Genomic DNA, 19,841 nt, shown 5'->3' on the forward strand with positions numbered 1-19,841 from the left:
ATCATGAATGCGCGCGCCGTCATAGAAACCGCACCGCTTCAAGAGCGATTGGGTTACAGCTTTAAAAAACCAGAGCTGCTGAACCAAGCATTGACGCATCGCAGCCATAGCAAGAAAAATAATGAGCGCCTAGAGTTCCTAGGTGATTCGATATTAAATTGCGTAGTCGCTGAAATGCTCTATGAGCGCTATTCTGATTTGGATGAGGGTGATCTGTCTCGCGTGCGCGCCAATCTAGTCAAGCAGCAGGCCTTATATGAAATCGCCCAAACTCTATCGCTATCAGACTATCTGCGTCTAGGTGAAGGTGAGTTAAAGAGTGGGGGCTTTCGTAGGCCATCCATTTTGGCTGATACCTTAGAAGCCGTAACGGGCGCAATCTTTTTGGACGGTGGCTTTGATGCTGCTAAAACCTGCCTAAGAAAACTCTACTCAATCATTCTGTCGCAAGTTGATCCAAAAACATTGGGTAAAGATGACAAAACGCTTTTGCAAGAATGCCTGCAAAGCTATCAATTACCATTACCTACCTATAACGTCACTGGCACTAGTGGTGCTGCGCATAATCAGCAATTTGAAGTTGAGTGCTTGATACCAAGTCTTAAGGTTTCTGTAAAAGGTGAGGGTGCTTCTCGTCGAGCTGCTGAGCAGTCTGCTGCAAAAAGTGCCTTACTTGCTGTTTTGAAGGCATTGCCACAAGATTCTCGCAAGCCAAAGAAAACGCGCTCTGCTAAGAAAAAAGCCGCCAAGAAAGAGGCGACTGAAGAGCAATTGAATTTGAAGTTGAAGGGCTAACTGTGTTTAGATGCGGCACTATTGCAATTGTTGGACGACCCAACATGGGAAAGTCTACTTTGCTCAATGCATTAGTAGGTCAAAAGATCAGCATCACTTCCCGTAAAGCGCAAACTACGCGTCACCGAATTTTAGGAGTTCAAAATCGTGAAGAGGCGCAATTTATCTTCATTGATACGCCAGGATTTCAGACGCGTTTAATGAATGCCCTCAACAAGGCTTTGAACCGGACGGTTACTACCGCTTTGCAAGATGTTAATGTGGTGTGCTTTGTTGTTGAGACTGGCTATTTTGGCGAGGATGATAAAAAAGTTCTGAAACTTTTGCCTAGCGATATACCAGTGGTATTGGTATTAAATAAGTTAGATTTATTTAATAGTCGTTTTCAGGCGCCATCAGAGCGCGATCAAGCTTTGCTCAATTTCATTAAGGAAATGGCAAAGCCTTGGTCTGAATTGGGTGGCCACGAAGATCAGAAGTCAGAGTTCGCAGAGATTGTGCCAATGAGCGCAAAGAGCCCAGGCGATATACAGCGATTGCTAGATGTGCTTGAGGGTTATTTGCCTGAAGGTGACCCGATTTACGATGGTGATACGGTTACCGATCGTAGCGAGCGCTTCTTGGCTGCTGAAATTTTGCGCGAGAAAGTATTTCGTTTTACAGGCGAAGAGTTGCCATATACATCTACTGTGGTTATTGATCAATTTAAGATGGATGGCAAGATGCGCAGAATATCTGCGACCATTTTGGTTGATCGCGACAGTCATAAGGCGATGATCATTGGTCAAAAAGGTGAGCGCCTAAAGAAAATTTCTACCGATGCCCGTATTGATATGGAAAAACTGTTTGATGGAAAAGTTTTTCTGGAGACATGGGTGAAGGTGAAGCGTGGTTGGGCGGATGATCGCGCTGAGTTACGGGCACAAGGGCTGGAATAATTTCCCATGGCCTCGATTCGTGTTACTGACGAACCCGCTTTTGTATTGCACAGTATTCCTTATAAAGAAACCAGTCTCATTTTGGATGTCTTCACGCGACAGCATGGTCGTATGGCGCTCATCGCTAAAGGGGCAAAGCGCCCTCATTCCACATTAAGGCCAGTATTGCAGCGTTTTCAGCCACTCTTGGTCTCGTGGAGTGGAAAGTCAGAGTTGCGTACCCTAACCAAATCAGAGTGGGTGGGTGGTATGCCTTCATTGGTAGGCGATGCGCTCCTTTGTGGCTTCTATCTCAATGAATTGCTGGTGAAATTTTTGGCACGAGAAGATGAATATGAAAAGCTTTACGATCGCTATGCAGAAACAATTAGTGCTTTATCAGCTCTAGAGGAATCAAAGGGTTTAGAGGAAATTCTGCGTCCATTTGAACTGTCTTTATTACAGGAAACCGGTTATGCTGCAGCCCTTGATCGTTGCGTCGAGACAAATGAAGCGCCAATAGATCATGGTCAATATGTCTATCAACCAGAAAAAGGTGTGCGACCTGTACAGGCGGATGATCCTGGGCATTGGCCTGTGCTGAGTGGTAAATCTTTATTAGCAATAGCAGTTGGCGACTTTACTGATCCGGTAACGCTCTCAGAAAGTAAGCAATTGATGCGCTTTCTTCTGGGCTTGCATTTACAAGATCAAGTACTGACGACTCGTCAAATTCTGATTGATCTCAAGAAAATCTAGTACTCTATTGACATGACTTCAGCACATCCTTTGGAACTCGGAATTAATATCGATCACGTAGCAACCTTGCGCAATGCGCGGGGCACTGTTTACCCAGACCCTATTAAAGCGGCGCAATTGGCGGAAGAAGCAGGTGCTGATCTGATTACTTTGCACCTTCGTGAGGATCGCCGTCATATTAAGGACGCCGATTTAATCGCTTTGCGACCCTTGATTAAAACGCGCATGAATCTCGAGTGCGCAATTACCCCTGAAATGCTCAACATCGCTTGCAAGGTCAAGCCTCATGATGTTTGTTTGGTCCCAGAGAAGCGCGAAGAGGTCACTACCGAAGGCGGTCTTGATGTTTTGGGGAAATTTGATCTCGTCAAGGCGGCTACCAAGCAATTGCAAGATGCGGGCATCCGGGTATCGTTATTTATCGACCCAGAAGAAAATCAAATTCAGGCGGCTAAAGATGTGGGTGCTACTGTAGTGGAGTTGCATACTGGTCGGTATGCAGATTTATCTGGCACTCAACAAGAAGCTGAGTTAGTGCGTATACGTAAGGCAGCACAGTTTGGTAAAAGTATCGGATTAAGAGTGAATGCAGGCCATGGGTTGCATGAGGGCAATGTCATGCCGATTGCAGCGATTGCCGAATTATCAGAATTAAATATCGGGCATGCGATTGTCGCAGAAGCATTATTCAAAGGCTGGCAACAAGCAATCAAGGATATGAAGGCCTTGATGATTCAGGCTAGATAAAGCAAATCTATGATTATTGGCATTGGCACGGACATTCTGCAGATTGAGCGCTTACAAGCTGCTTACGATCGCACCAATGGTCGCCTAGCCGAAAAGATACTGGGACCTGATGAGATGTTGGTTTTCAAACATCGACTTGCTAGGAACCATAAGCGAGGCATCGCCTTTTTAGCAACTCGTTTTGCTGCCAAAGAGGCCTTCTCAAAAGCGATAGGCTTAGGTATGAGAATGCCAATGACGTGGCGTTCTCTGCAAACTTTAAATGAGCCAAGCGGTAAACCAGTAACAAGCTACTTAGGCGCCTTGGCCCAATTCATGCGGGACAAAAACTGGGAGGCTCACGTTACGGTGAGCGATGAGCAAGACATGGCGATTGCGCATGTCATCGTCACTCAGAAGTAAGTCAAATAATTTAAAAAGAAAAAACACAAGAGGAATCAATGAGTAAATCGACCATGAAGCCAGGCCCCATTACTTTGGATGTGGTGGGTCAGGAGCTCAATGCTGAAGATCGTCGTCGTATTTTGCATCCACTTACCGGTGGGGTGATTCTATTTGGCAGAAATTTCAAGGATCGTAAGCAATTAACGAAGTTAACTGCAGACATTAAAAAAGTTCGTCCCGATGTATTGATTTCCATAGATCACGAAGGTGGCCGCGTCCAGCGTTGCAGAGCAGATGGTTTCACGCACCTGCCAGCCATGCGCAAATTGGGAGAGCTTTGGCTTGCTAAAAATCAGTCCACTCATACTGCAGAATCTGCAGCTCAGGCAATGGCAGCAGCAACTGCTTGTGGTTACGTGCTTGCTGCTGAACTTCGTGCTTGTGGGCTAGATTTCAGTTTTACACCCGTTTTAGATTTGGATTTCGGTCGCAGTGGTGTGATTGGTGATCGTGCATTTAGTCGTGATCCGCAAATTGTTTTTGCTTTAGCGAAGAGCTTAAATGAAGGCCTGCGTCTAGCGGGTATGGCTAACTGTGGTAAACATTTTCCTGGTCATGGTTGGGCAGAGGCAGATTCTCACGTAGCCATTCCAGTGGATGAGCGTTCACTTGCAGAAATTTTGAATGACGATGCAAAACCTTATGAATGGCTTGATTTGAGTTTGGCTGCGGTCATGCCAGCGCATGTCATTTATCCGCAAGTTGACCAAAACCCTGCAGGTTTTTCTAGAATTTGGCTGCACTCGGTACTACGCCAAGAGCTTGGCTTTGAAGGCGTCATTTTTAGTGACGATCTCTCAATGGAAGGAGCTAGCGTTGCAGGATCGGTGGTGAAGGGTGCTGAGATGGCCTTAAATGCCGGATGTGATGCTGTGCTCATTTGTAATCGACCTGACTTAGCAGATCAACTGTTGGGCAGTCTTCAGGTTTCCAAAATTAAGCAGGCCGAATCCGCTGTGCGTTTGAATAAGCTAATGCCGATCAGTCCAGCGCCTTCATGGGCGGAGTTGCAGGATGAAGCTCAATATCGGCATGCTAAGGGGCTATTAAAGCAATTGAAGTTAATTAGCTGATTGATTGATGTATTTAACTGCGCGCTAGCAAGAAAAAAGCCCGGCATGCCGGGCTTTTTGTCTTTTGTGGCTTGCTAATTAATTAGCACGGCTACGGTATTCACCAGTGCGAGTATCAATTTCGATCTTGTCGCCAGTGTTGCAGAACAAAGGCACTTGCAATTCATAGCCAGTGGCTAGTTTCGCAGTCTTCAAAACCTTGCCTGAGCTGGTATCACCCTTCACTGCAGGTTCTGTATAGGTGATTTCACGAACGAGTGAGTTTGGCATAGCAACAGAAAGTGCCTTACCTTCGTAGAAGACAACTTCACATGGCATACCTTCTTCGAGGTAGTTCAATGCATCACCCATGTACTCAGACTCGACTTCATATTGATTGTAGTCACCATCCATAAATACGTACATTGGATCGGCGAAATATGAGTAAGTGCATTCTTTCTTATCCAAAATCACTACATCAAACTTGTCATCAGCTTTGTAAACACCTTCGTTAGGCGCGCCAGTTAACAAGTTCTTAAATTTCATTTTCACAACAGAAGAGTTGCGGCCAGAGCGGCTATATTCTGCTTTTAAAACGACCATGGCATCAGTGCCGATCATCACTACGTTACCAACGCGGAGTTCTTGTGCTGTTTTCATCTTGCTATTCCTGGGTGCAGAGTGTTTTCTGCGGTTTTTATCAAAAACAAGATTGTAACCGCCCGCAGGGCTTTACTACTCGGGTTTAGCTGGTAAACCGCAATAGACGGGCTGTCAAGCCACCATCCCCTTGTTTTTGGAGTAATAGACTGCGCCATGCTTTTGCGTAAGCACTCCACTGGTCTAGCAAGCCAAACCATTCGTTGGGCATCGCCCAAGTCATTGCCGCAATGATGGCTAAGCGCAATTCTTGATTTGCCTCTTCAAGATAGAGGTCTAAAAATGCCGCCAATTTGACTTCGTGAGCACGATCTTCTTGAGGGTAAATGTGCCATATAAAAGGTTTGCCTGCTAACTGCGCCCTAACAAAAGAATCCTCACCCCGGACGATATTGAAATCGCATTGAGATAGAACCCAGTCGTATTCATCTTGAGAAACAAATGGAATCGATAGCAATTGCAGATTGCTTGGTAGTCGAAGTGCTTGTTGGCCATATAGATTTAATTGTTCAGCATGGCCATGCGTTAGCAAAACATCAACATCTTCATTGAGTGAGCTCAGGTTTTCAAGCCATTTACGTAGTGGTGCACCTGGATAGCAAAACACGCTGATGCGTTTTGCATGCGGGCGAAGTTTTGACCAAGTCTGTTGAAGTGCTGAGGGAATGTTCTCTCTATTTACCTCGCCATCTAGTGGAATGGGGTCAACCAAGATGCCGCCAGCAGCATCCTGAAATCCTGGGAAGAAAAAGTATTTGGAAATGCCATGTGATTGTGGCGATGCTTTGCCATGGAAATCCAAAATCCATGGTTCGGCGCTCAAATATTCCAAATTAATAATGATGGGCTTAACCGGGGCTATGAATAAGCCTGCAAGGTAACGTTCAGGTAGGTCGCACCCAAATGCCTCAATCACCACATTTGGGGTCTGGACTGGATGTCTTGTATTGTTAAAGCTGGCCTCCCAGGGTTGTATATCGATGCGTTCTTTTATACTTGTATCGGTGCCAGAGGCGATTAGATTCAGGGTCGGTAGATCATCGCAAAAAATACGTACCTCTTGCTGATGAAGACTTGATAAGCTACGTGCTAGACGCCAGCAAACGCCGGCATCACCATAGTTATCTACGATTTGGCAGAAAATATCCCAACGCATGAGCAATTCGCTTTTTGAAACCCTTCAGCAGGATGTTAAACGGCTACCCGGATTGCCGGGGGTATATCGCTTCTTTGATGAAGCGGGGAATATTCTGTATGTTGGCAAAGCTCGTAACCTTAAAAAACGCGTTTCTAGTTACTTTCAGCGAACCCAGTTATCACCTCGCATTGAATTGATGGTGGGCAAAATCGCGCGTTATGAAACTACTGTAACTCGTACTGAAACTGAAGCCCTTATTCTAGAGAACAATCTCATTAAAGAGTTGGCTCCGCCGTTTAATATTTTATTTAGAGATGACAAGTCTTACCCCTATGTGATGTTAACGGGTCATGAATATCCTCGTTTAGCTTCTTATCGAGGGAAGGTTGACAAACGTAACCAATATTTTGGACCTTTCCCAAATAGCTGGGCGGTTCGTAATAGCGTGCAGATATTGCAAAAGGTGTTTCGTTTACGTACATGCGAGGACTCTGTATTTAAGAATCGTAGTCGCCCTTGCTTATTACATCAAATTCATCGCTGTAGCGCCCCCTGCGTTGGTCGCCTGAGCGTAGAGCAGTATGCTCAAGATGTCGCTCAAGCCACGCGATTTTTAGAAGGTGATCATCGCCGCGTTCTATCTGAGCTTGAAAAAGAAATGCATGCACACAGTGATGCCATGGAATTTGAGATGGCAGCAGTACTGCGCGATCGCATTGCTGATCTTTCGAGTGTGTTGCAGCAACAAGCCATGGATGCGGTTGCTGAGGGCGAGGGTGATGTAGACATTATTGCTGTTGCGCAAATGGAAGGGATGGTTTGTGTGAACCTAGCAATGGTTCGTGGCGGTCGTCATTTGGGTGATAGAGCGTATTTTCCTAAGGGCTTGCGGACGGCCTCAGGCGAACTTCCACCACCATCAGAAATACTAGAGGCATTTATTGCACAACATTATTTAGAAGATGCTGTTCATGATGGAGCTGGTGTTAGTTTGATTCCACCAGTTTTTGTTTTAAACCATCCATTACAAACTGCAGGTGATGATGTCCGTCAATCTAGTGATGATCTTCCAGAAGATTTACATGTTTTATTAAACGCGCAGGCTGGCAAGAAAATCACTTTCTTGCATCAACCTCAAGGTCAGCGTCGTCATTGGTTGGCTATGGCTGAAGGCAATGCAAAGATCGCATTAACTAAGCGCTTAGTTGAAACAGGTGGACAACTGGCTAGAGCCAGAGCCTTGGTTGACATATTGGGCTTAGATTTGGAGGGCCTAGAACATCTTCGTATCGAGTGTTTTGATATTAGCCATACTTCAGGTGAGGCAACCCAAGCTTCATGCGTCGTCTATGCCAAGAATGCAATGCAATCTGGTGAGTATCGCCGCTTCAATATTCATGACGTTACTCCAGGCGATGACTATGCAGCGATGCGCCAAGTCTTGCAGAGGCGATACGCTAATTTTCAGGAGCTTCCCCCAGAAAAAATGCCACAGGTGATATTGATTGATGGTGGTAAAGGTCAAGTGGAGGTGGCAAGACAGGTGCTGACCGAATTCGGTATGGATGTGAGTTTGATTGTTGGTGTTGCAAAAGGCGAAGGTCGCAAGGTAGGCCTAGAAACCTTAATTTTTGCGGATGGTCGCAAGCCTTTGGAGTTAGGGATTGATAGCGCAGCCCTTTTATTGGTTGCGCAAATTCGGGATGAGGCGCACCGTTTTGCTATTACCGGAATGCGCGCTAAACGTGCCAAAGCTAGAACAGTTTCACGTCTTGAGGAAATTGAGGGTATTGGTGCCAAACGACGTCAAAAACTGCTGGCTCGATTTGGAGGCCTTAAAGGGGTGGCTAATGCAACTGTTGAAGAGATTGCAAGTGTAGAAGGGGTATCTCTCACTCTGGCCGAGCAAATTTATCGCCAGTTGCACTAATGATGAATTCAGGCATTTAAACAAGTATTTGGTTTATGCTTGTAGCATGCCGTTCAATCTACCTATCGCCTTGACTTGGTTGCGTGTAGCAGCCATCCCATTATTGGTAGTGATTTTCTATCTCCCAAATTCTTGGTTTACACCATTTGAGAAAAATATAATCGCAGCGATCATATTTATTTCTGCGGCGATTACCGATTGGTTAGATGGATTTTTGGCTAGGCGTCTTAAACAAGAATCTGCTTTTGGCCAGTTTTTGGATCCCGTTGCCGATAAACTAATTGTGGCTGCTGCGCTGTTAGTGCTGCTTAATATGGATCGCGTACAGGTTTGGGTAGCACTTGTGATCATCGGGAGAGAAATCACGATATCCGCCCTCAGAGAGTGGATGGCTTTATTGGGTGCGGGTAAAAGTGTAGCGGTTCACATGGTTGGTAAATTGAAGACCACCGCACAGTTAGTGGCGATCCCATTTTTATTAATAAATGACACGCTCTTTGGTTGGCTTGATTGTGCTAGGTTGGGTACTTGGTTGATTTGGGTTGCTGCTTTTTTAACCCTTTGGTCCATGTTTTATTACCTCAAGAAAGCCTTGCCGCAATTAGTCGGGAAAGTCGACTGAGCTTTCTAACGCCCAGCCAGCAAGGCTGTAGGGGCATATTTAAGCTATCAATCATTCCCCGTGTGCAGGAAAAATGCTTTCTTTTGGATTGTTTGTTAAACTATCGCCCTGTTATGCGGGAATAGCTCAGCTGGTAGAGCGATACCTTGCCAAGGTATAGGTCGGGAGTTCGAACCTCCTTTCCCGCTCCAAGTTCGATGGGAAGCTCTTCAAAGCTTCCCATTTTTGATTCAGGATCTGGCGCGTTGGCCGAGTGGTTAGGCAGGAGCCTGCAAAGCTTCGTACGGGGGTTCGATTCCCTCACGCGCCTCCAGTGATTTCACTTGACGAAAAGGGCGTATCACCTAAAATACTTTTAGTATATTTAAGGAAGTCGCACTCACCCTAAAGGCGAAATGAAACCAATGAACACTATGCATTCCTTGAAACTCAGCGTGCTTGCCCTGTCCCTATCTGCGCTATTGGGCGCTTGTGCAAGTTCTGGTGATTCACCCACAGGAACGGCCCAAGAAGTTCAAGAAATTCAAACCCAGTTGTTAGGAGATATGCCATTACCAGCTGCCTCAAAAATTATTGGAGCAGATTCATTAATTATTGGCCGCGGTGATAACTGGGTTGGTCGAGTAGTCCTTTCGGGTGTGCAATCGCCAACTGATATTTATGCCTTCTTTCAATCTGAGTATCCACGCGCAGGCTGGACAACGGTGAGCGCTGTTAAATCAAAAACCAGTATCTTGGTATTTACAAAGGGTGATCGTACTGCCACGGTTGAATTGAATGAAGGATCCTTAACAGGTCCAAAGACACTGATAACGATTACTTCTTCGCCTAAGAATGCAAATGTGATCGCGCCAAGTAAGAGGTAATTAGCAAGAGTAGAAGCAAAAAATAGAAACAAAAGACAGTCAATAAAAAAGCCTCCGTATTGGAGGCTTTTTTATTTCTAACCTAAGCTTGGCAATGCTTATAGACCTTCAGCTCTAATGAGTCCTACAGCTTGACCCTCAATCGCAAAGTTAGGTTGACGACCATCTACCAAAATGTTTTTAAAGTCTGGATTTTCAGCTTGTAACTCAATCACCATGCCGTTCGCAGTTTTCTTCTGTTGCCAGCGCTTCACAGTCACTTCGTCATCAAGGCGCGCAACCACGATATCGCCATTACGTACTTCAGTTGTTTTTCTAACGGCTAAATAATCACCGTCCAATATGCCTGCATCGCGCATACTCATGCCCTTTACTTTTAATAAGTAATCGGCACCTTTGCTAAATAAACTTGGATCAATCGGCACCTGTTTTTCAATATGCTCAACAGCCATGATCGGAGAACCAGCAGCAACACGACCAATGAGTGGTAATGTCAGTTGTTGTAATGCACCTGAGGGTAAAGATAGTTGACGATATTTATTCGCATGTTGCATTTGATTGAAGCGCTGCGGAATACGAATACCTCGTGAGGTTCCTGGAGTGAGCTCGATGTATCCTTTTTTCGCAAGCGCTCGCAAATGTTCTTCGGCTGCATTTGCAGAAGCAAATCCCAATTGCGTCGCTATCTCTGCTCGGGTTGGTGGTAAGCCACTCTCATCAATTGCTTTGGTAATGAGATCCAAAATCTCGCTTTGACGAGGGGTTAACTTAGGGAGGGCAGTCAGCTCCTCTTGGTATTCGACTGTGTTTATGTCCATACTGGGATTGTATACAGCCCTTTTTCTGATTTCAAGGGATTTAATGGGGATAATGGCGTTATGAGTCAAATTCAGAATCATGTGAAAAACTCTTCCCACATCCTAGTCTTGGGAATGGGGGGGACGATTGCAGGCCTAGCTTCAAATCCAGACAGCAACCCCCTGCAATATGAAGCAGGTCAGGTGGAAATTAGTGCCTTGCTGGCCCAGATTCAATCGGCAATTCCTGGGGAGATTGGCTTAGTTTCAGAGCAGCTTGCCAATATCAATAGCTGCAATATGTCTGAGCCATTATTAACACTTTTGGGCAGGGCAGTTAAAGATGCTCTTGATAATTCAAGGGTTGAAGGGATAGTGATCACTCACGGTACAGATACGATTGAGGAAACTGGACTGTTTTTACAACTGGTTTGTGGAAGATTTGCTCAAAATTTAGGCAAAAGAGTAGTGCTGACTGGGGCCATGTTGCCTGCAAATGCGTCTAATGCTGATGGCCTTAAGAATCTCTTGGACGCGATTCATTGGGCGGCTAGTCCTTTAGATAACTCTCCAGGGGGTATTTATGCTGTTATGGGGGGTCGAGTATGTATGGCAATGGATTTAGCCAAGCGCCATACCACCGCCTTAAATGCCCCTATTCAGTCTTCACCTAGTAGTCCTGTAGGTTTGATTAATCCCTCCTGGCTATCAGGCGTTAAAGCGGCTGAGATCGCTTGGCACGAAGATTTATCCATTCCCGATGGGGATGTCTGGCCATGGGTTGAAATTCTGACTAGCCATACTGGTGCACGCTCTGAAACCATCAATCTTTGGCTAGAAAGCAAGGTGCAGGGCTTAGTGCTAGCGGGAACTGGAATGGGAAGTCTTCATGAGCAATGGCTTGAACCCCTTTCTAAGGCTTCAAAGCAGGGGGTTGCGATAGTGAGAGCATCTCGTCCTGGGGCTGGACAGGTATTGCCCAATATTCCAGAAAAAGACTTTGCAGGTTGCATAGCTGCAGGTAAGTTTTCAGCGCCTAAAGCCAGAATCGCTTTGCAGTTAGCCTTATATGCTGAAAAACAGGCTAAATCCGCTGGTAAATCCCTGACTTGGCAGGATTTTTTTGCTAGAATAGCGGTCTTGCCTGAAATCGGGTGAGCACTGAAAAGTGGCTGTAAAGTCGTTGTAAGCAGCACCTACAATTTGTTACTACCTTGTCACACTGGCGCTGATTTCGTAACCATCAGAAATTAGCAAGACGCCCAGGTGACTTTATCCTTAAGGAGTGTTTGATGCGTCATTATGAAATCGTCTTTATCGTCCATCCGGACCAAAGCGAGCAAGTGCCAGCGATGATCGATCGCTACAAAGCTACATTAGCAGCTGCGGGCGGCAAAATTCATCGTATTGAAGATTGGGGTCGTCGTCAGATGGCTTACATGATCGACAAGCTTGCAAAAGCCCACTACGTTTGCATGAACATTGAGTGCGACCAAAAAACTTTGGAAGAGCTCGAGCATGCGTTCAAATTTAACGATGCTGTTTTGCGTCACCTCATCATCAAGACAAAGAAAGCTGAAACTGAGCCTTCCATCATGATGAAAGAAGTGCAACGTGAAGAAGCGCGCAAATCAGCTCAAGCCGACGCTCCAGTAGCGGCGGAATAAGTTCGAAATTTGAAGAGGAATACAAAGACTAGAAAACGTATCAGAGAAGCGGAGCGGCGTTGAATCATTTAACCCTCACTGCAATCTTGGTATCTAAAGACGCGATTCGATTTACACCAGCAGGAATACCTGTAATGCATTGCCAGCTAGAACATAGCGGCCAAGCAAACGAGGTAGGAGTGGCTAGGAAAATTCAGATGAATGTTGAAGCCATTACGATTGGTCCAATACAAAAGGATCTTGAAAGAATGGACTTAGGAACTGAGGCGGTGTTTGAAGGATTCTTAGCCCCGAAGACTCTACGTAATCAAAGACTTGTTTTCCATATTACCCATATTCAATTAAAAAGTTAAAAGGAAATCATCATGGCGTTTGGAAAGAAACCCGATTTCAAAAAGAAACCTGCTCAGAACCCATTGTTCAAGCGCAAGCGTTATTGCCGTTTCACTGTTGCTGGCGTAGAACAGATTGATTACAAAGATGTAGACACATTGAAGGACTTCATTGGCGAAAACGCCAAGATCACTCCTGCTCGTTTAACAGGTACAAAAGCGAAGTATCAGCGTCAGTTGGATACTGCTATCAAGCGTGCCCGTTTCTTGGCTTTGTTGCCATTCTCCGATCAACATAAGAAATAATTGGGAGCCCTCAATGCAAATCATTCTTTTAGAAAAAGTAACAAACTTGGGCAACCTCGGTGACGTCGTTCGCGTTAAAGACGGTTACGCTCGTAATTTCTTAATCCCACAACGTAAGGCTCGTCGTGCGACTGAAGCAGCGATTGCTGATTTCGCGACTCGTCGTGCTGAGTTGGAAAAGCTGGCTGCTGACAAGTTGGCTGCCGCACAAGCTGTTGGCGTGAAGCTCAAGGACTTGGTTTTGGATATCGCTCAAAAAGCGGGTGTTGATGGTCGCTTGTTTGGTTCTGTAACCAACCACGACATCGCTGATGCTTTGAAAGCTAAAGGCTTTACGATTGAGAAGTCTTCAATCCGTTTGCCAACTGGTCCTTTGAAGATGGTTGGTGATCACCCAGTAGCAGTAGCGGTACATACCGATGTTGTAGCTGATATCACAATTCGTGTAATCGGCGAGCAAGCTTAAGTAATACACTAGCCTCATGGCTGAATCCCGCTCACGTACCGTTACGTTGAACCCTGGCATGATGGGTTCTGGGGATTCAGTTGTGCAGGCCTTAAAAGTGCCCCCGCATTCTGTAGAAGCTGAGCAATCACTGCTCGGTGGTCTACTTATCGATAACTCTTCTTGGGATAACCTGGGTGGAGTATTAAACGATAAAGATTTCTATCGTCCTGAGCATGCTTTGATCTACAAGGTCATTGCGCGGCTCATTAGCGATAATCATCCTGCCGACGTGATTACGGTTTATGACGCTGTTAAGTCTGAACAGGGCGGTGATTTAGTTAGTATTGATTACTTAAATTCATTAGCGCAGAACACACCAAGCGCTGCGAACATTAAAGGCTATGCCGACATTGTTCGTGATCGAAGCATTCTGCGTCGACTTATCGAAGTGTCTGACAGTATTGTGAACTCCGCTTTTGTTCCTGAAGGGCGCACAGTCAGAACGCTCCTAGATGAAGCTGAGTCCCGTATTTTGCAAATCGGCGAAGAGGGTAGCCGTAAGGCAGATTATCTCGAGATCGAACCGCTCTTAAAAAGCGTAGTCGCCCGTATTGATGAGTTATATAACCGTCAAGGTGGCAGTGACATTACCGGTATCGCTACCGGCTTTATTGATTTAGATAAACAAACTAGTGGCCTGCAAAAAGGCGATTTGGTTATTGTTGCTGGAAGACCTTCAATGGGTAAAGCTCAGCCGCTAGATGCGAAGATCAAAACGATTGATGGTTGGAAGTTGATGGGCGACCTTCGCTTTGGTGATCGCCTGGCATCGGTTGATGGTCAGTTTTCCATGGTGACTGGCATATACCCTCAGGGTATTAAGCAGATCTACAAGGTTACTCTTTCGGATGGTCGCCAAGCCGAGTGTTGTGATGAGCATTTGTGGCGCGTGATGTATCGTGATTGGTCTGAGCCACGCGTAATCAACACCAAGCGTTTAATGGAAATGCTGCAGTGTGTGCGCTACAAAAATAGATTATGGATTGATCCAGTCTCTGGAGACTTTGGGCATTCGAATGCATTGCCAATTCATCCATGGGTATTAGGTGCATTATTAGGTGATGGTACTTTAGCTCTTTCGCACAAAAGTGTGTCTTTTTCCACTAAATCTCCTGAGCTCGTAGAGCGCATGAATATGCTTGCAGGCTATGAAATGGAGATGGTGCATGCAGGCGCTTACGACTGGAGAATTGTCTCTAAAGAGAGGGTTGCGGTAAATGGCACTAGACAATATGTATCTAAAAATTACTTTAGAGCTGCCCTAGGAGATGTGGGTGTTTTAGGTTGCAGAAGTTTTGATAAATTTATCCCCACTACTTATTTAGAAGCGAATAGAAATTCCCGCCTTGCTTTATTCCAAGGTTTGATGGATACGGATGGTTGGATTGAAAAGTGGGGATCTATTCGTTTTTGCACTGCAAGTAAACAACTATCAGAGGATGTGGCTACCTTAGCGAGATCTTTGGGTGGTTTCTGCTCAATCGCCACTAAGCAATCTAGTTATACCTATCTAGGCGAAAAGAAACAGGGTCGTTTGACCTATGTTTTAAATATGAGCTTTGATGCCGGCTTCCAAGCATTTACTTTGCCTGAGAAGAAAGAAAGATTGAGAGCAAGCTGGGATCGTCAACGTCGTTTGACGTTCAGAAGTATTGAGCCGTCGAGAGTGGCTCAAGCACAATGTATTTCTGTAAGTCATCCTCAAAGGACTTACATTACTAATGATTATGTTGTTACGCATAACACAGCGTTTGCACTCAATATCGCGGAGAACGTTGCTTTGGCAGAAGGTTTGCCAGTCGTCGTCTTCTCTATGGAGATGTCAGGTGAGCAATTAGCAGCCCGTCTATTGGGCTCTGTAGGGCGCGTTGATCAAGGTCGTATGCGTACTGGAAAATTGCAAGATGATGAGTGGCCACGTGTTACTGATGCCATTGCTCGATTAAGCAACACACAGATTTTGATTGATGAGACTGGCTCACTTTCTAGTTTGGAATTGCGTGCTCGTGCTCGCCGCATTGCTAGAAATTTTGGCGGCACATTGGGCCTGGTAGTGATTGATTATTTGCAGCTCATGAGTGGCTCAGGCTCAGAAAACCGTGCTACGGAGATTTCTGAAATCTCTCGCTCATTAAAGTCTCTCGCAAAAGAATTGCAATGCCCTGTTGTTGCGCTTTCGCAGTTAAATCGTGGATTAGAGCAACGCCCAAATAAGCGTCCAATCATGTCTGACTTACGTGAGTCTGGTGCGATCGAGCAAGATGCTGACTTGATCATGTTTATTTATCGCGATGAGGTGTATCACCCAGATACGACTACCGATAAAGGTGTGGCAGAGATCATCATTGGTAAACAGCGTAACGGCCCTATTGGTACAGTGCGCTTGAGCTGGCAAGGGCCTTTTACTAAGTTTGATAATTTAGCGATAGGTTCTATAGGCTACTCATCTGGCGGTTACGAGCCGTTCTAACAGAATCTCACTTCGAGGTGATGCGTCTAGCCTCAGTAAATTTTGCGGCCCAATAGGGTGAGGTAATGTAGTCAATTCGTACCGTTCCGCCTGCACTCGGTGCATGCACAAATCTTCCTTGACCAACATAAATTCCTGCGTGTGAGTATTTTTCACCAGTAGTGTTAAAGAACACTAAGTCGCCTGGAGCGGGCGGACCGTTTTCAATGCTAAAACCTTGTGTACTCATTTGCTGGGTGGTACGTGGCAATTTAATTCCAGCGGCTTTGTTGTAGACGTAAACGATTAGTCCACTGCAATCAAAGCCTCCCTTAGGGGTGTTGCCGCCATAGCGATAAGGGACATCTACCAAACCAATTGCAGCAATCGAAATGCCTTCTGTACCAACACTGGTATCTTGTTTAAATTGAGCAACTTTAGCTTGATTGGATTTACTGCCAAAGGTGCTACATCCCGCTAAGAACAGCATGGTACAAATAAAAATGCCGCACCCCAGGAGAGTGCGGCATGAGAGGGCTTTTTTAAAGTGCGTCAGCAGCATGATCCGCAAGACGTGAACGCTCGCCACGCGCCAATGTGACGTGACCGCTATGGCGCCAACCCTTAAATCGATCGACCACATACGTGAGGCCAGAAGAGCCTTCGGTTAAGTATGGTGTATCAATCTGAGCAATATTACCTAGGCATACAATTTTGGTTCCGGGGCCAGCGCGAGTCACTAAAGTCTTCATTTGTTTTGGAGTTAAGTTTTGCGCTTCATCAATAATGACAAATTTACTCACAAATGTTCTGCCACGCATGAAGTTCATGCTTTTCACTTTAATGCGCGAACGAATAAGCTCTTGAGTCGCAGCGCGACCCCATTCCCCAGCATCGTCATTACGCTGCAGGACTTCTAGGTTGTCATCAAACGCCCCCATCCAAGGCTGCATTTTTTCTTCTTCAGTTCCAGGTAAAAAGCCAATGTCTTCACCCACAGGAACGGTCGCACGAGTAATGATGATTTCGTTATAGCGCTTGCTATCGAGGACTTGCTCAAGACCAGCAGCCAATGCCAGCAAGGTTTTGCCAGTTCCCGCTTGACCCAATAAGGTAACAAAGTCGATATCTGGGTTCATCAGTAGGTTCATGGCGAAGTTTTGTTCGCGATTACGCGCTGTCACGCTCCAGACATTATTCTTCTGATGTGAAAAATCTCGCAAGGTTTGCAACAAGGCAGTTTTGCCATTGATTTCTTTAACGTGTGCGTAGAATGGTGTCGAGCCATCAGGATTTTCTTGATAAACAAATTGATTTACTAACATGCTCGGCACATTTGGGCCGGTGACGCGGTAGTACATGGTTCCTGATTTGGAATCCGCCCAGCTCTCCATATCTTTGCCGTGTTTTGGCCAAAAGTCCGCAGGTAATGACAGCACACCTGAGTACATCAAATCGCGATCTTCTAATACTTGATCGTTAAAGTAATCTTCAGCAGGTAAGCCTAGGGCACGTGCTTTAATGCGCATATTGATATCTTTGGATACCAATACCACTTCTTGGCCATTACGCGTTTTTTGCAGTTCACTTACCACTGCCAAAATCAGATTGTCGCCTTTACCTTCAGGAAGTCCTTCTGGTAATGCTTGGGTAGAGAGTTTGGTTTGGAAATACAGGCGACCAGAAACATCTTGGTTACCCAATTTATTCAATGGAATGCCGTCATCTAGGGTGCCACTGGTGCCAGCAATGAGTTGGTCTAAGGAGCGACTAACAGTACGGGCATTACGGGCTACCTCAGTCATGCCTTTCTTGTGATTGTCTAACTCTTCCAAGGTGGTCATTGGTAGATATAGATCATGCTCAGAGAAGCGGAACAGAGAGCTTGGGTCATGCATCAACACATTGGTATCGAGCACAAATAAACTGGGTGGTCCTGTGCGAATGACGCGTTTTGGTTTTGCAGGAGCGCTTACCTTGCCTTCGCCTCTTGCAGGGCTGCGATCCGCTTTAATCTTTTCTAGAGCAACCTCTGCAGCTGATAAATCCTCTTCCGCATCATTCACCCACTCAGCTGTATCAAGCGCAACTGTTTTTGCTGGTGCAGGACGTTTCTTTAAATCAGGAGTGTCCTTGCGGCTCAGTTTTACTTGATCAGCAATTTGGGTTGGGATGGGTGGCAATGGCATGCAGACTCTCCTAAAAGAAAAAACCGTCAAGCGGGGTGCATTGACGGTTTATTGCGAAACTAGTTGTAAGTGCATCAGAAAAACGGAGGGGGTGGTTCCCCGTACCTGCTGTGAGTTGCTCAGGCTGTTGATTCAAACGGATTGTCAGACTTTCCCGTCGTTTACGGTGCATGTAGACCACTTTACCCCAAATTTTGGGGTTTGCAAGCACCTCGTATCAAATTGTTGTAAAAATCAATTAGCAGCTTTGGCAGCCTCTAAAACTTCAGCCACATGGCCTGGTACTTTAAGGCCGCGCCATTCTTTGACTAACATGCCGCTTGAGTCAAATAGGAAGGTGCTACGTTCAATGCCACGCACTTGTTTGCCATACATATTTTTCATTTTGATGACACCAAATAGTTGGCAAAGTTTTTCATCGGTATCAGCAACCAACTCAAAAGGTAGACCTAATTTGCTACGAAAATTATCGTGTGATTTAAGGCTATCCCGAGAAACGCCGACCACTAGAGTATTTGCCTTGGTAAAAGCTTCAATGTTGTCGCGAAACTCTCCAGACTCAGCAGTGCAGCCAGGAGTCATATCCTTAGGGTAAAAGTAAAGAACCAACTTTTTTCCTTTAGCGGAATCTGGCGTAAATGTAAGACCGGATGTCGCAGGAATCGCGCATGCTGGAATGGGTTTGCCGATAGCTACTGTCATGATGATTCCCTTTTTAATATGTCTCTAGATTAATCTTGATTTAGTTATTTTGAATAATTAATTCACCGCTTCGATTGGGGATTTCCCCCCAGGTCAGTGGTAATACCGCTATTTTATCGAGTTGATTCGTTGCTTTCCAAGATTTGTGGAGTTTGCCCATAGTAACGAGGTCGTGGCCTTGGTTTAGCCACCCCATCAGCAGCTTTTCAAAGGCTGGCAAGAGCTTTTGCCCTTCAAGTTCAGCATGCAATGTAAAGACTTGATCGTTGGGGTTGCTCTTGGTGATTTCCAAGATCTTGTCTGCCGCACCAAACTCATCAGCACCATCAATGCCAATGAGTTCATCAAATGTGGGAAGGGTTGTTGGATATTGCACATGCTTGGCATTGCCAGAAGATAGTGCCAGACGATAGGGCATTAGATTGGGTTCGGCGCGACCATCGGATGAGTATTGAATACCCCATTGATCTAATTGCTCAAAAGCGGCCTCATTCATTTGCCATCCAGCAGCGCCATACGTTACTGGCGCATGCCTAAATATTTCTATAAAGCGATCCCAGCTTCTTTGCATCATCGCTTTTGTCCATGATGCGTCTCGGTGGCGAACTGCATCTTGCCAAGCAACATGATCCCAAGTGTGAATACCGGTTTCATGTCCAGCTTGATCAATTGCACGCATTTGTGCAGCTGCTTTTTTCCCAATATCTGGGCCAGGAAGCAATACCCCATAAAGCAAGGTTTTGATTCCGTAGTGCTCAACTACTGAGGTGCGACTCACTTTGCTCAGGAAGCCTGGGCGAAAAACACGCTTAAGTGCCCAGCCAGTATGGTCTGGACCAAGGCTAAATAAGAAAGTAGCTTTTAAATCAAAGCGCGCTAGGGTTCGCGCTAGATTGGGCACACCCTCTTGGGTGCCGCGTAAGGTATCTACGTCAACCTTGAGAGCAATCTTTGCCATGAA

At 45.7% G+C, this 19,841-nt stretch carries 21 protein-coding genes, 2 tRNA genes and 1 pseudogene; 17 read left to right on the forward strand and 7 right to left on the reverse strand.

The features are described 5' to 3' along the window. Nucleotides 1-3: 3 nt before the first annotated feature. From rnc to nagZ, 6 genes are read left to right on the forward strand one after another with little or no spacing between them, the layout of a single operon-like run. Nucleotides 4-795 (forward strand): ribonuclease III, encoded by a 792-nt coding sequence (gene rnc, locus NHB34_RS02220; protein WP_353427958.1) that lies wholly within the window; start codon nucleotides 4-6, stop codon nucleotides 793-795. A 2-nt stretch (nucleotides 796-797) separates the two neighbouring features. Beyond that, nucleotides 798-1,733, forward strand: coding sequence for a GTPase Era (era, locus tag NHB34_RS02225; RefSeq protein ID WP_353427959.1), 936 nt, complete (start codon nucleotides 798-800; stop codon nucleotides 1,731-1,733). A 6-nt stretch (nucleotides 1,734-1,739) separates the two neighbouring features. Next, nucleotides 1,740-2,471, forward strand: coding sequence for a DNA repair protein RecO (recO, locus tag NHB34_RS02230; RefSeq protein ID WP_353427960.1), 732 nt, complete (start codon nucleotides 1,740-1,742; stop codon nucleotides 2,469-2,471). Between the two features lie 12 nt (nucleotides 2,472-2,483). After that, nucleotides 2,484-3,218: a pyridoxine 5'-phosphate synthase gene (gene pdxJ, locus NHB34_RS02235; protein WP_353427962.1), complete on the forward strand. Its 735-nt coding sequence runs from the start codon at nucleotides 2,484-2,486 to the stop codon at nucleotides 3,216-3,218. A 9-nt stretch (nucleotides 3,219-3,227) separates the two neighbouring features. After that, nucleotides 3,228-3,620, forward strand: coding sequence for a holo-ACP synthase (gene acpS, locus NHB34_RS02240; protein WP_353427964.1), 393 nt, complete (start codon nucleotides 3,228-3,230; stop codon nucleotides 3,618-3,620). 38 nt (nucleotides 3,621-3,658) lie between these two features. After that, complete coding sequence (gene nagZ, locus NHB34_RS02245; protein WP_353427966.1) at nucleotides 3,659-4,735, forward strand: beta-N-acetylhexosaminidase; 1,077 nt, start codon at nucleotides 3,659-3,661, stop codon at nucleotides 4,733-4,735. Nucleotides 4,736-4,813: 78 nt separating this feature from the next. On the opposite strand, the gene efp is transcribed toward nagZ, so the two are convergent. After that, complete coding sequence (gene efp, locus NHB34_RS02250; RefSeq protein WP_353427967.1) at nucleotides 4,814-5,374, reverse strand: elongation factor P; 561 nt, start codon at nucleotides 5,372-5,374, stop codon at nucleotides 4,814-4,816. 85 nt (nucleotides 5,375-5,459) lie between these two features. Beyond that, nucleotides 5,460-6,530, reverse strand: a complete 1,071-nt coding sequence (gene earP, locus NHB34_RS02255) for an elongation factor P maturation arginine rhamnosyltransferase EarP (RefSeq protein ID WP_353427969.1) — start codon at nucleotides 6,528-6,530, stop codon at nucleotides 5,460-5,462. Here earP and uvrC point away from each other — a divergent pair. From uvrC to NHB34_RS02280, 5 genes are all read left to right on the forward strand, one after another. Next, nucleotides 6,529-8,442, forward strand: a complete 1,914-nt coding sequence (uvrC, locus tag NHB34_RS02260) for an excinuclease ABC subunit UvrC (RefSeq protein WP_353427970.1) — start codon at nucleotides 6,529-6,531, stop codon at nucleotides 8,440-8,442. The two genes, earP and uvrC, sit on opposite strands and share 2 nt — an antisense overlap. A gap of 46 nt (nucleotides 8,443-8,488) precedes the next feature. Further along, entirely contained in the window at nucleotides 8,489-9,064 is a 576-nt protein-coding gene (gene pgsA, locus NHB34_RS02265) for a CDP-diacylglycerol--glycerol-3-phosphate 3-phosphatidyltransferase (protein ID WP_353427972.1), read from the forward strand. Between the two features lie 115 nt (nucleotides 9,065-9,179). Next, a tRNA-Gly gene (locus NHB34_RS02270) sits at nucleotides 9,180-9,255 on the forward strand. Between the two features lie 48 nt (nucleotides 9,256-9,303). Next, nucleotides 9,304-9,377 (forward strand) — tRNA-Cys (locus NHB34_RS02275). Between the two features lie 82 nt (nucleotides 9,378-9,459). Then, nucleotides 9,460-9,930 carry a hypothetical protein gene (locus NHB34_RS02280; protein ID WP_353427974.1) on the forward strand — a complete coding sequence of 157 codons (471 nt, stop codon included), beginning with the start codon at nucleotides 9,460-9,462 and terminating at the stop codon, nucleotides 9,928-9,930. Nucleotides 9,931-10,028: 98 nt separating this feature from the next. On the opposite strand, the gene lexA is transcribed toward NHB34_RS02280, so the two are convergent. After that, a complete protein-coding gene (gene lexA / locus NHB34_RS02285) occupies nucleotides 10,029-10,748 on the reverse strand; it encodes a transcriptional repressor LexA (RefSeq protein ID WP_353427975.1) in 720 nt (239 codons plus the stop codon). Between the two features lie 60 nt (nucleotides 10,749-10,808). On the opposite strand from lexA, the gene NHB34_RS02290 reads away from it, so the two are divergent. The 6 genes from NHB34_RS02290 (at nucleotide 10,809) to dnaB (ending at nucleotide 16,010) form a co-directional block, all read left to right on the forward strand. Further along, nucleotides 10,809-11,885, forward strand: a complete 1,077-nt coding sequence (locus tag NHB34_RS02290; RefSeq protein WP_353427977.1) for an asparaginase — start codon at nucleotides 10,809-10,811, stop codon at nucleotides 11,883-11,885. Between the two features lie 134 nt (nucleotides 11,886-12,019). Then, nucleotides 12,020-12,394, forward strand: coding sequence for a 30S ribosomal protein S6 (rpsF, locus tag NHB34_RS02295; protein ID WP_173955183.1), 375 nt, complete (start codon nucleotides 12,020-12,022; stop codon nucleotides 12,392-12,394). A 59-nt stretch (nucleotides 12,395-12,453) separates the two neighbouring features. After that, nucleotides 12,454-12,747, forward strand: coding sequence for a primosomal replication protein N (gene priB, locus NHB34_RS02300; RefSeq protein WP_353427979.1), 294 nt, complete (start codon nucleotides 12,454-12,456; stop codon nucleotides 12,745-12,747). Nucleotides 12,748-12,759: 12 nt separating this feature from the next. Next, on the forward strand, nucleotides 12,760-13,032 hold the full coding sequence (gene rpsR, locus NHB34_RS02305; RefSeq protein WP_076022861.1) for a 30S ribosomal protein S18: 273 nt from the start codon (nucleotides 12,760-12,762) through the stop codon (nucleotides 13,030-13,032). Nucleotides 13,033-13,045: 13 nt separating this feature from the next. Then, nucleotides 13,046-13,498 carry a 50S ribosomal protein L9 gene (rplI, locus tag NHB34_RS02310; RefSeq protein ID WP_353427980.1) on the forward strand — a complete coding sequence of 151 codons (453 nt, stop codon included), beginning with the start codon at nucleotides 13,046-13,048 and terminating at the stop codon, nucleotides 13,496-13,498. A 58-nt stretch (nucleotides 13,499-13,556) separates the two neighbouring features. Then, nucleotides 13,557-16,010, forward strand: a complete 2,454-nt coding sequence (dnaB, locus tag NHB34_RS02315) for a replicative DNA helicase (RefSeq protein ID WP_353428523.1) — start codon at nucleotides 13,557-13,559, stop codon at nucleotides 16,008-16,010. A gap of 19 nt (nucleotides 16,011-16,029) precedes the next feature. Here the strand turns inward: dnaB and NHB34_RS02320 are convergent. The 4 genes and pseudogenes from NHB34_RS02320 to NHB34_RS02335 form a co-directional block, all read right to left on the reverse strand. Next, nucleotides 16,030-16,407, reverse strand: a pseudogene (locus NHB34_RS02320) (C40 family peptidase); the annotation flags it as partial. Nucleotides 16,408-16,531: 124 nt separating this feature from the next. Continuing rightward, nucleotides 16,532-18,178 carry a PhoH family protein gene (locus tag NHB34_RS02325; protein ID WP_353427981.1) on the reverse strand — a complete coding sequence of 549 codons (1,647 nt, stop codon included), beginning with the start codon at nucleotides 18,176-18,178 and terminating at the stop codon, nucleotides 16,532-16,534. A gap of 234 nt (nucleotides 18,179-18,412) precedes the next feature. Further along, nucleotides 18,413-18,880 carry a peroxiredoxin gene (locus tag NHB34_RS02330; RefSeq protein WP_353427982.1) on the reverse strand — a complete coding sequence of 156 codons (468 nt, stop codon included), beginning with the start codon at nucleotides 18,878-18,880 and terminating at the stop codon, nucleotides 18,413-18,415. 40 nt (nucleotides 18,881-18,920) lie between these two features. Then, complete coding sequence (locus NHB34_RS02335) at nucleotides 18,921-19,838, reverse strand: polysaccharide deacetylase family protein (protein WP_353427983.1); 918 nt, start codon at nucleotides 19,836-19,838, stop codon at nucleotides 18,921-18,923. Nucleotides 19,839-19,841 lie beyond the last annotated feature (3 nt).

Source organism: Polynucleobacter sp. MWH-UH19D, assembly GCF_040409795.1.
GTDB lineage: Bacteria > Pseudomonadota > Gammaproteobacteria > Burkholderiales > Burkholderiaceae > Polynucleobacter.

Coding starts and splice junctions, on each gene's coding strand:
- NHB34_RS02290 (WP_353427977.1), top strand. CDS start 10,809: ATGAGTCAAATTCAGAATCATGTGAAAAACTCTTCCCACATCCTAGTC.
- NHB34_RS02325 (WP_353427981.1), bottom strand. CDS start 18,178: ATGCCATTGCCACCCATCCCAACCCAAATTGCTGATCAAGTAAAACTG.
- dnaB (WP_353428523.1), top strand. CDS start 13,557: ATGATGGGTTCTGGGGATTCAGTTGTGCAGGCCTTAAAAGTGCCCCCG.
- rpsF (WP_173955183.1), top strand. CDS start 12,020: ATGCGTCATTATGAAATCGTCTTTATCGTCCATCCGGACCAAAGCGAG.
- NHB34_RS02280 (WP_353427974.1), top strand. CDS start 9,460: ATGAAACCAATGAACACTATGCATTCCTTGAAACTCAGCGTGCTTGCC.
- earP (WP_353427969.1), bottom strand. CDS start 6,530: ATGCGTTGGGATATTTTCTGCCAAATCGTAGATAACTATGGTGATGCC.
- NHB34_RS02330 (WP_353427982.1), bottom strand. CDS start 18,880: ATGACAGTAGCTATCGGCAAACCCATTCCAGCATGCGCGATTCCTGCG.
- pdxJ (WP_353427962.1), top strand. CDS start 2,484: ATGACTTCAGCACATCCTTTGGAACTCGGAATTAATATCGATCACGTA.
- acpS (WP_353427964.1), top strand. CDS start 3,228: ATGATTATTGGCATTGGCACGGACATTCTGCAGATTGAGCGCTTACAA.
- lexA (WP_353427975.1), bottom strand. CDS start 10,748: ATGGACATAAACACAGTCGAATACCAAGAGGAGCTGACTGCCCTCCCT.
- rnc (WP_353427958.1), top strand. CDS start 4: ATGAATGCGCGCGCCGTCATAGAAACCGCACCGCTTCAAGAGCGATTG.
- efp (WP_353427967.1), bottom strand. CDS start 5,374: ATGAAAACAGCACAAGAACTCCGCGTTGGTAACGTAGTGATGATCGGC.
- uvrC (WP_353427970.1), top strand. CDS start 6,529: ATGAGCAATTCGCTTTTTGAAACCCTTCAGCAGGATGTTAAACGGCTA.
- recO (WP_353427960.1), top strand. CDS start 1,740: ATGGCCTCGATTCGTGTTACTGACGAACCCGCTTTTGTATTGCACAGT.
- nagZ (WP_353427966.1), top strand. CDS start 3,659: ATGAGTAAATCGACCATGAAGCCAGGCCCCATTACTTTGGATGTGGTG.
- pgsA (WP_353427972.1), top strand. CDS start 8,489: ATGCCGTTCAATCTACCTATCGCCTTGACTTGGTTGCGTGTAGCAGCC.
- rpsR (WP_076022861.1), top strand. CDS start 12,760: ATGGCGTTTGGAAAGAAACCCGATTTCAAAAAGAAACCTGCTCAGAAC.
- NHB34_RS02335 (WP_353427983.1), bottom strand. CDS start 19,838: ATGGCAAAGATTGCTCTCAAGGTTGACGTAGATACCTTACGCGGCACC.
- rplI (WP_353427980.1), top strand. CDS start 13,046: ATGCAAATCATTCTTTTAGAAAAAGTAACAAACTTGGGCAACCTCGGT.